Source organism: Streptomyces sp. NPDC005202 (assembly GCF_040608235.1).
Classification (GTDB): domain Bacteria; phylum Actinomycetota; class Actinomycetes; order Streptomycetales; family Streptomycetaceae; genus Streptomyces.
Genome location: NZ_JBEXHW010000007.1, coordinates 184832 through 198634, shown reverse-complemented (window position 1 = coordinate 198634; position 13803 = coordinate 184832). Strand labels below are relative to the sequence as shown.

Annotated in this window: 12 protein-coding genes and 3 pseudogenes; 9 read left to right on the top strand and 6 right to left on the bottom strand. The window is 71.7% G+C overall.

Going from position 1 to position 13803, the window contains the following annotated elements; translation table 11 throughout:
* The first annotated feature begins 144 nt into the window (after positions 1 to 144).
* The 4 genes from ABZV31_RS14770 (at position 145) to ABZV31_RS14755 (ending at position 5921) form a co-directional block, all read left to right on the top strand.
* On the top strand, positions 145 to 1671 hold the full coding sequence (locus ABZV31_RS14770) for a S8 family serine peptidase (protein ID WP_355892949.1): 1527 nt from the start codon (positions 145 to 147) through the stop codon (positions 1669 to 1671).
* A gap of 66 nt (positions 1672 to 1737) precedes the next feature.
* Positions 1738 to 3261: a S8 family serine peptidase gene (locus ABZV31_RS14765; protein ID WP_355892946.1), complete on the top strand. Its 1524-nt coding sequence runs from the start codon at positions 1738 to 1740 to the stop codon at positions 3259 to 3261.
* Between the two features lie 89 nt (positions 3262 to 3350).
* Positions 3351 to 4805: a CoA transferase gene (locus ABZV31_RS14760; protein ID WP_355892944.1), complete on the top strand. Its 1455-nt coding sequence runs from the start codon at positions 3351 to 3353 to the stop codon at positions 4803 to 4805.
* A 105-nt stretch (positions 4806 to 4910) separates the two neighbouring features.
* Positions 4911 to 5921: a CopD family protein gene (locus tag ABZV31_RS14755; protein ID WP_355892941.1), complete on the top strand. Its 1011-nt coding sequence runs from the start codon at positions 4911 to 4913 to the stop codon at positions 5919 to 5921.
* Positions 5922 to 6017: 96 nt separating this feature from the next.
* Here the strand turns inward: ABZV31_RS14755 and ABZV31_RS14750 are convergent, their stop codons facing one another.
* From ABZV31_RS14750 to ABZV31_RS14725, 6 genes and pseudogenes are all read right to left on the bottom strand, one after another.
* Entirely contained in the window at positions 6018 to 7064 is a 1047-nt protein-coding gene (locus ABZV31_RS14750) for a zinc-dependent alcohol dehydrogenase family protein (protein ID WP_355892938.1), read from the bottom strand.
* A gap of 129 nt (positions 7065 to 7193) precedes the next feature.
* Positions 7194 to 7904, bottom strand: coding sequence for a VIT family protein (locus ABZV31_RS14745; RefSeq protein ID WP_355892936.1), 711 nt, complete (start codon positions 7902 to 7904; stop codon positions 7194 to 7196).
* A 53-nt stretch (positions 7905 to 7957) separates the two neighbouring features.
* A pseudogene (locus tag ABZV31_RS14740) lies at positions 7958 to 8376 on the bottom strand (amidohydrolase family protein); the annotation flags it as partial.
* Between the two features lie 17 nt (positions 8377 to 8393).
* Positions 8394 to 8921 (bottom strand): annotated as a pseudogene (locus ABZV31_RS14735) (SDR family NAD(P)-dependent oxidoreductase); the annotation flags it as partial.
* Positions 8922 to 9229: 308 nt separating this feature from the next.
* A complete protein-coding gene (locus ABZV31_RS14730; protein ID WP_355892933.1) occupies positions 9230 to 9589 on the bottom strand; it encodes an ASCH domain-containing protein in 360 nt (119 codons plus the stop codon).
* Positions 9586 to 9870, bottom strand: a pseudogene (locus ABZV31_RS14725) (hypothetical protein); the annotation flags it as partial. The gene ABZV31_RS14730 and the pseudogene ABZV31_RS14725, both read right to left, overlap by 4 nt.
* Positions 9871 to 9890: 20 nt before the next feature.
* Here ABZV31_RS14725 and ABZV31_RS14720 point away from each other — a divergent pair.
* The 5 genes from ABZV31_RS14720 (at position 9891) to ABZV31_RS14700 (ending at position 13748) form a co-directional block, all read left to right on the top strand.
* Positions 9891 to 10343 carry a hypothetical protein gene (locus ABZV31_RS14720; protein ID WP_355892930.1) on the top strand — a complete coding sequence of 151 codons (453 nt, stop codon included), beginning with the start codon at positions 9891 to 9893 and terminating at the stop codon, positions 10341 to 10343.
* Positions 10340 to 11158 carry a class I SAM-dependent methyltransferase gene (locus tag ABZV31_RS14715; RefSeq protein WP_355892927.1) on the top strand — a complete coding sequence of 273 codons (819 nt, stop codon included), beginning with the start codon at positions 10340 to 10342 and terminating at the stop codon, positions 11156 to 11158. The genes ABZV31_RS14720 and ABZV31_RS14715 overlap by 4 nt, the downstream gene beginning before the upstream one ends.
* Positions 11159 to 11482: 324 nt before the next feature.
* The gene (locus ABZV31_RS14710) at positions 11483 to 12583 is read left to right on the top strand and encodes a DEDDh family exonuclease (protein WP_355892924.1); all 1101 of its coding nucleotides are present in this window, start codon (positions 11483 to 11485) and stop codon (positions 12581 to 12583) included.
* 92 nt (positions 12584 to 12675) lie between these two features.
* Positions 12676 to 12909 carry a hypothetical protein gene (locus ABZV31_RS14705; protein WP_355892922.1) on the top strand — a complete coding sequence of 78 codons (234 nt, stop codon included), beginning with the start codon at positions 12676 to 12678 and terminating at the stop codon, positions 12907 to 12909.
* A 47-nt stretch (positions 12910 to 12956) separates the two neighbouring features.
* The gene (locus ABZV31_RS14700; protein WP_355892919.1) at positions 12957 to 13748 is read left to right on the top strand and encodes an SURF1 family protein; all 792 of its coding nucleotides are present in this window, start codon (positions 12957 to 12959) and stop codon (positions 13746 to 13748) included.
* Positions 13749 to 13803 lie beyond the last annotated feature (55 nt).

Sequence of the window (13803 nt, the reverse complement as noted above, 5' to 3'; positions counted from 1 at the left end):
CTGATTACTTTCAGAGGTCGTCTCCACAGGTCATTGCTGGCCGGCGAGACAGGGAGATAGCTTCGCCCTGCACACCCGTCATGTACCTGCCCGAGCACCACCTGTGTCTCGGGCTCTTCTGTACCCGGATGATGTGGAGATCCCATGGCTCATCTGCGCTCCAGACGCCGGCTCGCCCTCGCCGTACCGGTCGTTTTGTCGCTGACCGCCTCGCTCGGCTTCCTCCCGTCGGCGGCGTCGGCGACGCCCCGCGCGGAGTCCGCCGCGCAGGCCACGGACGCGCCCGCCCTGGCATACGTCGTCAACACGAAGCTCGACCGTCGCACGATCGAGTCGGTGCAGAAGGCGGTCACCGCGGTCGGCGGCAGCGTCGTTGTGACGTACGACAGGATCGGCGTGATCGTGGTCCACTCCGCGAACCCGGACTTCGCCCAGCAGATACGCGCGGTGCGGGGAGTGCAGTCGGCGGGTGCCACCCGCACCGCGCCGCTGAGCGCGTCCGGGACGACGGACGAGGGCGCGGTGCAGTACCTCTCCAAGGCGGAGGCCGCGAAGGTCGAGAAGGCTTCGGCGGGTGACAGCGAACCCCTAGAGGCCGACCAGTGGGACCTGCGGGCGATCGGCGCCGACAAGGCCGCGAAGATCAACCCGGGCAGCAGGAACGTGACCGTCGCCGTCATCGACACCGGCGTCGACGACACGCACCCGGACATCGCCCCGAACTTCTCCCCCTCGCAGTCCGCGAACTGCGTCAGCGGCAAGGCGGACACCACGTACGGCTCCTGGCGGCCGGTGGACGCGGACCACTACCACGGCACACACGTGGCGGGCGAGATAGCCGCGGCCCGCAACGGCACAGGTGTCGCGGGCATGGCGCCCGGCGTGAAGGTCGCCGGCATCACGGTCGCCCAGCCGGACCCGGGCCAGCTGTTCTACCCCCAAAGCGTCGTCTGCGCCTTCGTGTTCGCCGCCGACCACGGCGTGGAGATCACCAACAACAGCTACTACGTGGACCCGTGGCAGTACAACTGCCTCGACGATCCCGACCAGAAGGCCATCGTCGACGCGGTCAACCGGGCCCAGCTGTACGCGCGGAGCAAGGGCACACTGAGCGTCGCCGCGGCCGGCAACTCGGGCTACGACCTCGACTCCGACGCCATCGTCGACGACTCCAGCCCCGACGACTCGCCCCCCGTGAACCGCACGGTCGACCCGCACACGTGTTTCGACGTGCCGACCCAGTTGCCGGGCGTCGTCACGGTCAGCGCGACGGGCGTCAAGGGCGCCAAGTCGTACTACTCCAGCTACGGCGCCGGTGTGATCGACGTCGCCGCGCCGGGCGGCGACAAGTACCAGATCCCGGACACGCCGTCGAAGAACGGCCGCATCCTGTCCACGCTGCCCAACAACCAGTACGGCTTCCTCCAGGGCACGTCGATGGCCACCCCGCACGTCGCCGCCGCGGCCGCCCTGCTGAAGTCCGCCCATTCGCACGCCACTCCGGCACAGTTGCAGGCACTGCTCAAGGCCGAGGCGGACAACCCGGGCTGCCCGAGCGACCCGTACGACGGGGACGGCGACGGGGTCGTGGACGCGACCTGCGTCGGCGGCAAGCGCGTCAACGGCTTCTACGGGTTCGGGATCGTCAACGCGCTGCGCGCGGTCAAGTAGCCGCCGCTTCACGGGACTTCCCGCACCGGCCCGCTCGTACCGCGAACGAACTGGAGACACAGACACATGACAGCGCCTCACCCGCGCTACCGCCGCGCCCTGGCCCTTCCGCTCGGAATGGCCCTGGCGACGGCCCTCGCGTTCCTGCCGAATGTCACGGCGTCGGCGGCGGACGTCGTCCCGACAGCCCCCTCGGTGACCTCGGCGACCTCGCTGAGCTACGTCGTCAACGTCCGCCCCGGGCACGGCATCGCCGCCGATGTGAAGAAGGCGATCACCCAGGCCGGCGGCACCATCGTGACGTCGTACGACCGGATCGGCGTGATCGTCGTCCACTCCTCGAACGCCGACTTCGCCAAGACCGTCCGCAAGATCCGCGGAGTCGACTCGGCGGGCGCCACGCGCACCGCGCCGCTGCCCGCGCAGTCGACCACCGACCTCGGCACGCCCAAGGTGCTCAGCGCCGCGCAGGTGGCGAAGGCCAAGGCGGCCGACGGGCAGGACCCGCTGGAGCCGCTGCAGTGGGACCTTCCCGCCATCAAGGCGGACAAGGCGCACGAGAAGACGCTCGGCAGCCGGAACGTCACCGTCGCCGTCATCGACACGGGCGTCGACGACACCCACCCCGACATCGCCCCCAACTTCGACCGGAAGGCCTCCGTCAACTGCGTGTCGGGCAAGCCGGACACCACCGACGGCGCCTGGCGGCCCAGCGCCTCGGAGAGCCCGCACGGCACGCACGTGGCCGGGGAGATCGCGGGCGCGAAGAACGGCGTCGGCATCACGGGCGTGGCTCCGAGCGTGAAGGTCGCCGGCATCAAGGTCGCCACCTCCGCCGGCTTCTTCTACACGGAGGCCGTGGTCTGCGGCTTCGTGTGGGCGGCGGAGCACGGGGTCGACGTGACCAACAACAGCTATTACACCGACCCCTGGTACTTCAACTGCACCGGCGACCCGGACCAGAAGGCCCTTGTGGACGCCATCACCCGGGCCTCGCGGTACGCGGAGAAGAAGGGCACGGTCAACGTCGCGGCGGCGGGCAACGAGAACTACGACCTCGCGTCCCACTCGGTCACCGACCCGGCCTCCCCGAACGACTCCACGCCCTCGGACCGGGTGATCGACCCGCACAAGTGCTTCGACATACCGACCCAGTTGCCGGGCGTCGTCACGGTCGCGGCGACCGGCGCCAAGGGCATCAAGTCGTCCTTCTCCAACTACGGCCTCGGCGTCATCGACATCGCCGCACCCGGCGGCGACTCGACCGCCTACCAGAGGCCGGAGCCCCCGGCGACCAGCGGCCTGATCCTGGGCCCGCTGCCGGGCGGCACATGGGGCTACATGGCCGGTACGTCGATGGCGACCCCGCACGTCGCGGGCGTCGCCGCCCTGCTCAAGTCGACGCATCCGCACGCCTCCGCCGCCCTGGTGAAGGCGCTGCTGTACGCGGAGGCCGACGCGACGCCGTGCACGGACCCCTACGACATCAACAGCGACGGCAAGGTCGACGCGGTGTGCCAGGGCACGAAGAACCGCAACGGCTTCTACGGCTGGGGCACGGCGGACGCGCTGGCCGCGGTGACCAAGTAGCGAGTAACAAGTAGCGAGTAACCGGTGTGGACCCGGGCCGCGACGTCCGGGTCCACGTATTGATTCAGTACATACTACATAGTGCAGTCATGACTGACATCAAGTTCGCCTGGTCCGCGTTGGGCGGCGATCCCGCCCTCGTCTCGCGGGTGTCGACCGTCGTACGCCGGGGAGCGCTCGAAGCCCGCCTTCCCGTACGGCAGTTGGCGCGTGCCTGTGTGGGGGCGTGCGCGCTGGCCGCCGCCGAGCTGTCGGCACGGCGGGCGGGGCTCGCCGAGGTGCCCGCGGTGCGTGTGGACGACGGGGCCGTGGCCACGGCGTTCGTCAGTGAGCGGCATCTGCTGGTCGACGGGCGGGCGCCGGTCGTCTTCGCCCCGCTGTCGCGGTTCTGGCGGACGGCGGACGGCTGGGTGCGCACGCACGCCAACTATCCGCACCACCGGGAGCGGTTGCTCTCCGCGCTGGGGCTGCCGGAGGGCCGGGCGTCCGTGGAGTCCGCGCTCGCCGAGCGGTCGGCACTGGACGTCGAGGAGGCCGTGTACGCGGCCGGGGGCCTCGCCGTCGCGCTGCGCACCCCCGAGGAGTGGGCCGCGCACGAGCAGGGGGCCGCGGTGGCGGCGCGGCCGCTGGTCGAGCGCGAGCGGCTGGACGCGGTCCACGCGCGCGTGCTTCCGCCGGCCGAGGGTGCTCCCCTGCTGCCCGCCTCCGGGCTGCGCGTCCTCGACCTGACCCGGGTCATCGCAGGACCCGTCGCCACCCGCACGCTCGCCCTGCTCGGCGCGGACGTGCTGCGGGTGGACGCGCCGCGGCTGCCCGAGCTGGCCGACCAGCACGCGGACACGGGCTTCGGAAAGCGGTCGGCGACCCTGGACCTCGCGGCCGACCGGGCGGCCTTCGAGGAGCTGCTCGCCGAGGCGGACGTCGTCGTCACCGGGTACCGGCCGGGCGCCCTGGACCGCTTCGGCCTCTCCCCCGAGGCGCTGGCCGAGCGGCGGCCCGGGCTGGTCGTGGCGCAGTTGTCGGCGTGGGGCGGGTACGGGCCGTGGGGCGGACGGCGGGGCTTCGACAGCCTCGTGCAGGTCGCCACCGGCATCGCGGCGATCGAGGGGTCGGCCGAGCAGCCCGGTGCGCTGCCCGCGCAGGCCCTGGACCACGGAACGGGCTATCTGCTGGCGGCGGCGGTGCTACGGGCGCTGACGGAGCAGTCGTACGAAGGCGGCAGCCGGGTCGTACGACTGGCGCTGGCGCGGACGGCGGCGTGGTTGACGGACGGGATCGAGCCGCGCGGGGTGAAGGGCACCGCGGAAGGCGCCGGGGAGAGCACCGTGGGCACCGCGGAAGGCGCCGTGGCAAGCGCCGTGGGCACCGTGGAAAGCGCCGTGGAGGGTGCCCCCTACGACCGGCCGGATCCCCGGCTCGGCGAGACGGACAGCGGGATCGGGAGGCTTCGGTACGCCCGGTCGCCCGTCGCCTTCGCCGGTGGCCCCGTCGACTGGGCGCGGCCTCCGGGGCCCTGGGGGACGGACACTGCCCGGTGGGCCTGAGCGGGCGGGCCGGCGGCAGGCGCGAATGGGCGTCGCGCGGAACGCCGTTCCCCCAGTTGCTTGCGCCCACTTGCCCCCTTTATGGCGGCTGGTGAAGATCCTGGGGTGACGCTGATACGACCGGCCACCAAGGCGGCGGACGCGAGCGGGACGAGTCGCCGCGCTGCGACGGCTCGTGCGGCCGCCGTCCTCGCCCTGGTGGCGCTCGCCGCACTGATCCCGCTGCTCGGCCCGTCCGCCGCACTGCACGGCACCGGGGAGGCCGCCGCCCCCGGCGTCGGCGGCATAGCCCTGCTGCGGACAGTGCTGTTCACGGCGATATGCGTCCCCGTGGGCGAGGTGTTCGTGAACAGACTGGCCGACCGCATACCCGAAGCCCCCGCAGAGCTGCCGCGCAGCTGGTCCCTGTACGCGGCCGCCGCCGGTTTCCTCGCCGCCCTGGGCCTCGCCTCCGTGGTGGCCACCGGCAACCTGGTGCCGCACAGCCTGACGCAGATCGACGTGGGCGGCCTTTACCGGACCCGGGACGGCTCCCTGGCCCTGCTGGAGGTCAACGCCTTCCTCGTGACGGGCCTCTGCGCACTGTCGCGCCGCCCCTCGACCCAGATGTGGCCGCTGGCCGTCGTAATCGTGGCGGAGGCCCTGCGCGCGCACCCCACGACGGAGAACAGCCCGCTGGTCGGCTCCGGACTGACGCTTGTGCACCTGGTCTGCGGGGCGCTGTGGGTCGGCACGCTGCTGCACGCGCTGCGCACGCTGCGGCGCTGGCGCAGCACCGAGGCGGGGGCCGCCCTGCTGGGTCTCTACGCGCGCGTGGCGGCCGTTCTGTTGGCGGGGGTCACCGCCACGGGCCTGTGCAGCACCCTGCGCCGGATGCCGGCGGACACAGTGCTGCACCAGCTGACGACGACGGCCTACGGGCGCACCCTGCTCGCCAAGGTGATCCTGGTGGCCGCCGTCGCCCTGCTCGCCCTGTGGGCGCGGATCCGGCTGAGCCGGGCGCCCGACCCGCTGACCGCGTGCGCCCCCGCGCGGGCGGAGGTCGCCGTCCTCGGCGTGGTGGTCGTGGTGTCGGGGCTGCTGACGGCGCTGCCGCTGCCCATCCGCTGGTCCTGATCAGCCGTGAGCCGCTCGTCCCGACCAGCCGTGAGCCGCTCGTCCCGACCAGCCGTGAGCCGCTCGTCCCGACCAGCCGTGAGCCTCTGGTCGTGTTCAGCCGTTGGTGACGAGCACCTTGAGCGCGACGCGCTCGTCCATGGCCTTGTAGCCGTCCGGTATGCCGTTCAGGTCCACTGTCATGTCGAAGACCGGCGACGGGTCGACGGTGCCGTCGAGGACGTCGGGCAGCAGCTCCGGGATGTAGGCGCGGACCGGCGCGACCCCGCCGCGCAGCGCGATGTTCCGGTCGAACATGACACCCAGGTCGACGCCGGTGTCGCTGCCGTGCGGCACGCCGACGAAGCCGACGGCACCGCCGTCGCGGGCTATGCCGATGGCCGTGCGCATCGACTGCTCGGTGCCGACCGCCTCCACGACGGCGTACGCCCCCTGGCCGCAGGTGAGTTCGCGGACGGCCTCCACGGCCGCATCCCCGCGGTCGGCGACGACGTCGGTGGCGCCGAAGCGGCGCGCGATGTCGGTGCGGACCTGGTGGCGGCCGAGGGTGATGATCCGCTCGGCGCCCAGCCGCTTCGCGGCGAGCACCGCGCACAACCCGACGGCTCCGTCGCCCACGACGGCGACGGTGGCGCCCGGCCGGGCGCCCGCGCCCAGGGCCGCGTGATGGCCGGTGCCAAGGATGTCGGACAGGGTCAGCAGCGCCGACAGCAGGTGGTCGTCGGACGCGGCGTCCTTGGGCAACTGGACGAGGGTGCCGTCGGCGAAGGGCACGCGCACGGCCTCGCCCTGGCCGCCGTCGTAGCCGACGGAGCCCCAGAAGCCGCCGTGCTCGCAGGAGGTGGTGAGCCCCTCTCGGCAGTAGTCGCAGACACCGTCGGACCACATGAAGGGCGCGACCACGAGGTCGCCTGCCTTGACGGTGGTCACCTCGCGTCCGGTCTCCTCGACGACGCCGAGGAACTCGTGCCCGATCCGCTGCCCCGGCTGCCGTGCCGCCTCGCCGCGGTACGCCCACAGGTCGCTGCCGCAGATGCAGGCGCGCAGCACCCGCACCACGGCGTCGGTGGGCAGCCGCACCACGGGCTCGGGCACCTCCTCCACCCGTATGTCGTAAGGGGCGTGGATGGTGGTGGCGCGCATGGCGAGGATCCTTCTCGTGTCTCGGCTGTGGGGGCTGCGCTCAGGGGGTGGTCGAGCGCACTTCACGGTACGCCGTCGCCGGGCCGCCGTTCGCCGAGGGTGCCCCGGACCAGCGGGAACCGGGCGACGCTACACTCCGGCCGCCCCCAGCAGGGCCCCCGCCGCATACGTCACCACCATGGCCAGCGCCCCGCCGGCCGCGTTCCGTACCACCGCCCGCCCGGGCTTCGCCGCCCCCAGCCGTGCGCTGCTCCAGCCCGTGAGGACGAGCGCGGCCAGGACGGACACCACGGTGACCCCCAGCCGCCATCCCGCCGGCGGCAGCACGATCGCGAGCAGGGGGAGCAGGGCGCCCACCGTGAACGCCAGGAAGCTCGCCCAGGCCGCGTGCCACGGGTTGGTCAGCTCGTCGGGGTCGATGCCGAGCTCCACGCGCGCGTGGGCCCGCAGCGCATCCCGCGCGGTAAACTGCTCCGCCGCCTCCCTGGCGACCTGACGGGACAGTCCGCGCTCCTCCAGCAGCTCGGTCAGCTCCTCCAGCTCGGCCTCGGGCTGCTCGCGCAGCTCCTGCATCTCCAGGGCCAGCGCGGCCATCTCCGAGTCCCGCTGGGTCGACACCGACACGTACTCCCCCGCCGCCATCGACATCGACCCGGCGAGCAGACCGGCCAGCCCGGCAGTCAGCAGAGTCGAGCGGGAGTCCGTCGCGCCGGCCACGCCGACGACGAGGCCCGCGGTGGAAACGATGCCGTCGTTCGCGCCGAGGACGGCGGCCCGCAGCCAGTTGAGGCGGGAGCCGAGCGCGCCACCGTGCGCCTCGTCATGCGTTGGTTCCGTCACAGCACGGAGGATCGCACGGTTCCCTCACAGCACGGAGGAACGCACCACCGCCGTCACCAGACCCGAACCGACGCTCCCCGCGCGAACACCGGACTGGTCGCGTCCGCCGGCGGTTCCGTCAGGGGCCGCGCCACTTCCGTCATGGTCGGGCCGGCCTTCGCGGCGATCGGGTCCAGGACGTCCAACTCGAAGCCGTAGACCCGGGCGGCGTTCCCGCCGACCATCGCCGCGCCCTCGGCACGCGCGCGTACGCGATCCGCAGGCCCTCCCGGGAGTAGGGGTGGGTCCCCTCGTCGTGCGGGTTGTCGCTCCCCCACATGATCTTGTCGACCCCGATACGGTCGAGCAGTGGCACCTCGTGCGGGCGCATGAAGCTCGCGCCGACGTAGCAGTTGTCCCGCCAGACCTCGGACGGTGCCTTGCCCATGCGGGCCGCCAGGCCGGCGCCGAACTTCGACTCCGCCGTGGCCGCCGCCGTTTTCGTCGCTGTGGGGTCCTGCGGGGCCGCTGTTTGGCGTAGCGGGCGGGGCGGTTGCGGTGCGACTCCCACAGGCCGGTGCGCAGCATGTGCGGCCCGGGGAAGAGGACCGACGCGCCCACGCGCGCGTGCTCCGCCTTCAGGTGGGCGTTAGGGAATCGGTCATGGTGACGACGGCCGCCTTGGTGACGGCGTACACGGAAGCCGTGGGGAGGGGCGCGATGCCTCCGTCTCCCGACGACGTGTTGACCACGTGGCCGGGCTCGCCGCCCGCGAGCATGCGCGGCACGAACGCCTGGATGCCGTGGAAGACGCCCCACACGTTGACGGCGAAGGCCCACTTCCAGTCGTTCGGATCGTGCTCCCACCTGCAGCCCTCGGCGCCCGAGCCGACCCCGGCGTTGTTGCACAGGACGTGGACGGCGCCGTACGTCTCGTACGCCGACTCGGCCAGGTCGAGGACCTGCTCGCGCTCGCCGACGTCGACCACGCACGCGCACGTCGGCGCCGTCCGCGCGGAGAGCCGACGCCGCCTTCTCCCTCGGCTACTCAGTCGATTCGACGGTATTGAGGAGGACGTCGAAACGAGTATCGCGCGTGTCGACTTCCATAAGTTTGGCAACTACTTCGCGTGTGATGCGATGGAGAGAGCCCTCCTAACAGCTGTGGAGTGACGGGCTGGCTTGCGTTGATCCTCCAACCACGTCTTTACGTCATGCGTGGGTGGACCACTGGTGACGTGGGACGCGTGCTCTCCTGTGCGCAAAGTCCTTGAAGGTCGGCGGGAAGCCCAGCAGTGCAATCGGGTGCTTTTGTTTGAGCGATGGGGACGGCGAGCGGGATGAGGTTATGAAGCTGGCACCAGCTTGATCTCGATGGCGAGGGCGCCCAGGGCTTCCTTCTCGGGCGGGAAGATGGCGCGGATGTTGGTGAGCTGCTGGTCGCGGGTGGCTGTTGGGTTGACGTTGGCCGGTCCCTCACCGTCGAGCAGGGATTCGAAGTCGGGGTACTCGGTGACCCGTTTGACCTTCACGTCGCAGCTCTCGGCGGTGCCCTTGATGCGAAAGCGGATGACGTCACCTGTGGCGAGGTCGGCGAGGTGCGGGTATTTCACCCGCACCTCGATGGTTTTGGTGCCTGCGGCCACGAGGGCGAAGTACTGGGCGTAGAGGTTGAGCTCGCGGACGCGGGCGGTGGTGTCGGTCATGGGGCGGGAACGCTCCTGGGTGCAGGTGCGGTCATCATGCGGCGGATTTCGACGGCCGAGTACGAGCGGAAGAAGTGGCGGGGGTCGGACAGCAAGGTAGCGGTCATGGCGAGCAGTTGCTCGGCGTACTCCGCGATGGTGCCGGGCCACTGCCGGGTGTCGAGCATCCAGTCGGCGGGGCACTCGGGCAACGGAGCGCGGCCCTCGCGGATCAGCGACTTGGACAGCTTGGCGCCGGTGTCGGTGACGATCTGGGGGCAGAACAGGCGGGCGGGGAGCTGGGCGCAGGTGTTCGGCGTCGATGTCGCGGTGCTCGACCAGGCCGTCGCGTATCTTCGCTTTCCCGGCCGCCAAGCAGTTCGCGTACGCCGGAACGACCCGTCTGGCCCTGGGCGGCCGGGAGCATGTACAGCAGGCCATCGCCAGCGCGGACACCGCGATCCGGCTCTACAGGAGCGCGGAGGACGACGACCAGTCGGTCGGTGACCTGTTCGCTGCTCACGTCGACCTCGCCCGCGGCCACATGCTCCTCGGCGATCTGGACGGCACCGAGGAGATGCTCGGCTTCGTCCTCGACTCCCCGCCGGAGCGCATGTCGGCCAGCATCGTGCGAAGGCTCACCGCTCTGGGCCGGGAACTGGGCGGGCCGCAGTACGGTGAAGCCCAGCAGGCGGCGCACCTGCGCGAACGACTCCAGCACACGGCCGTCCTCGCGGCCTCACCAGCCGCCCACCCTCCGGAGCTGCCGACGTGACCGAACTGTCCGCCGCACATGCCGCCGCCGTCACTGACCGGAACCGCCTTGCTAGGAGCGCCTACAACGGCGACCGGGACCTCGCCGCCCGCCAGTCGCTCTACCAATGGCAGACGCCCCGTTACGACCTGCCCGGCATCGTCGCCGAGAAGCTGAGCGAGGTGCACGGGCGGGTGGTCGACGTCGGCTGCGGCAACGGCAAGTTCATCCAGCGGCTCCGCCAGGACCGGCCCGATCTGACCGTGCTGGGCCTGGACATCGCCCCCGGCATCCTTGCCGGCGTCCCCGGCCCGGTCGCCGTGGCGGAGGCCACCCGCCTGCCACTGGCCACGGCGAGCGTCGACGCGGCCTTGGCGCTGCACATGCTCTACCACGTCCCGGACATCGCCCAGGCGGTCAGGGAGCTGTCCCGCGTGGTGACCCGTGACGGGCTGGTGCTCGCCTCCACCAACAGCGATTGCGACAAGGCCGAGCTCGATGACCTGTGGCAGCGGGCCGCCGGCGATGTCCTCGGTACCGAACGCGGCCCGGCCCGCATTTCGCTGAGCGCCCGCTTCTCGCTGGAGAAGGCCCCGGCCTTCCTGGGCGAGAAGTTCGGCCGGGTGAAGACGATCGAGTTGCCCGGCACCATCACGGTCCGCGACCCGGAGCCGGTCATCGCGCACATGGCCTCCTACCGGGCGTGGGCGGACCAGCACGATGTGCCCTTCGACGCGACCATCGAGCGTGCCCGTGCCATCGTCGCCGGCCAGATCGCCCGGCGAGGGGCGTTCGAGATCAATTGCAAGGGCGGCATCCTGGTCTGCCGTCGTTGAGCAGGCATGGTCGCCAGCGGCGTCGTCCGCGTTCCTCGGGCCTCATGTTCACCGCCGTGGCCATGGGCTGCGGCGCCGAGGGCAGAGAGGCCGTGGGGGTGACGTTGCCTTGCCTGCGTGCTGCCTGTGCACGCCGGTTGGCTGGGTGATGATGCGCCAGATCAGGACCTGAGCGGGGTGCTCGGCGGTGTCGAGTTCGCCTTCGACGGCGGTCTCCGCCCGGTCGACGCGGCGTCAACCTCCCTCCGCGGCAGGCCTTCGGGAGGTGGGCGCGGGGGCGGGTGGGCGTGGGGCTGTCAGTCGTGGCCCGTATCCTCAGGGACCATGCTCGAAGACCCCACGATGCCGGCGTCCTCCCCCACACCGTGGCCGGCCGCGTATCCGAACGGATACGCGGTCGTTGACGTGGAGACCACAGGCCTGGCCCGGGACGACCGCATCATCTCGGCGGCGGTCTACCGGCTGGACGCGCGCGGCGAGGTCGAGGACCACTGGTACACGCTGGTCAACCCGGAGCGGGACCCGGGCCCGGTGTGGATCCACGGTCTGACGAGCGAGCTGCTCGAGGGCGCGCCGGTCTTCGAGGACATCGCCGAGGAGTTCGCGGCCCGGCTCGACGGCCGGGTGCTCGTCGCGCACAACGCGGTCTTCGACTGGCAGATGATCGCACGCGAGTACGCGCGCGCGAAGCGCGAGGCGCCGGTGCGGCAGCGGCTGTGCACCATCGCGCTCTCCAAGGAGCTGGGCCTTCCGCTGCCCAACCACAAGCTGGAGTCGCTCGCGGCGCACTTCGGCGTCGTGCAGCAGCGGGCGCACCACGCGCTGGACGACGCGCGCGTGCTGGCGGAGGCGTTCCGGCCCAGTCTGCGGGCCGCGGCGGCAGGCGGCGTCCGGCTGCCGCTGCACGAGTGCCGGCCGCTGACGGAGTGGTCCGACCGGCCCGTGCCACGCCAGCAGACAGGCGGTTACGGCGGCTACCGGCCGAGCAGTTGGCGCCCGACCCGCCCGACCCGCAGGAGGCCCGCCTGCCCCTATCCCAACCCCGGCCGCTACGAAGAGGGCAAACGCCTCAAGCAGGGCATGCGGGTCGCCTTCTCCGGCGACACCTCGGTCGACCGCGAGCTGCTGGAGGACCGTGCGACCGAGGCCGGGCTGCATGTCGCCACCAGCCTGTCCCGGCTGACCAGCCTGCTCGTCACGAACGATCCGGACTCGGGGACGTCGAAGGTGGTCAAGGCGCGGCAGTACGGCACGCCGATGGTGGACGAGGCGGCGTTCGGGCAGCTGCTGCGAGACGTGGAGCCTGCGGCGGGAGAGAGCGCGCCTGCAGCGGGAGAGAGCGCGCCCGCGACGGGAGAGCGCGCGCCGGAGGAAGGAAGCGGGGCGTCGGCAGCGGCGGGCGGAGCGCCCGCGTCAGTGCGGTGACTGGCGGTCGCTGACGGACGTACGGGTGATTGCCGGACGACTCGCCCACCGCCCGCTCGCCCGCACCGCGCCCACGGCCCACCCTGTGGCGCATGGCCAGATGTGAAGTATGCGGCAATGACTACGGAATGACCTTCGAGGTGCACGCCCAGGGCGCGGTGCACGTCTTCGACTGCTTCGCCTGCGCGATCCACCGCATGGCCCCCATCTGCGAACACTGTCGTGTCCAGATCATCGGGCAGGGCGTCGAGGTCGAGGGCCACTGGTACTGCGGCGCCCACTGCGCCCGCGCCGAGGGGAGGGCCGGAATCGTCGACCGCGTCTGAGACCCCCCTCTGCGAGCACCCCACGGCCCGAGTTGTACCGTCGTGGGGTGTACCGCTTCCTGTTGACCCGCCAGTGGGTGATCCTCACCATCGTCGCGATCGCGCTGATCCCGACGATGATCCGGCTGGGCTTCTGGCAGCTGCACCGCCATGAGCACAGGGTCGCGCTGAACAAGGTGATCGCCGAATCCCTGGCGGCCAAGCCGGTGCCGGCCGAGTCGCTGACCTCGCCCGGAGCGCAGGTCAAGCACGCCGACCTGTACCGCCGGGTCACCGGGAAGGGGCACTTCGACACCGCGGACGAGGAGGTCGTACGCCGCCGTACGAACTCCGACGGCGAGGTCGGCTACCACGTCCTGACCCCCTTCGTCCTCGACGACGGCAGGGTCCTCATGGTCAACCGGGGCTGGATCCCGGCGAACGGCGCGCAGACCACGTTTCCGAAGATCCCGGCGCCCGAGCGGGGCGAGGTCACCGTCACCGGGCGGCTGATGCCCGACGAGACGACCGCGGAGAGCGGCATCAAGAACGTCAAGGGCCTGCCCGACCGCCAGGTGATGCTGATCAGCAGCGCGCAGCAGGCGCAGCGGCTCGGCAAGCAGGTCCTCGGCGGCTACATCGAGCTGACCGCGCCCGCGCCCAAGGGCGGCAGCCCCGAGCCGATCCCCGACCCCCAGCACCGCGACATCGGCCCGCACCTGGCGTACGCCATCCAGTGGTGGCTGTTCTCGGCGGGCGTCCCGCTCGGCTGGGTGGTCCTGGTCCGCCGCGAGGCCCGCGAACGGGCGGAGGCGGCGACGAAGGAAGCGGCGCAGGAGAACGAACCGGCCTCGGTCTGAGAGCCCGCCCCGTCCCGTCGGCAACCGTTTCACTCGCGCAGCCCCGGCCCTGATT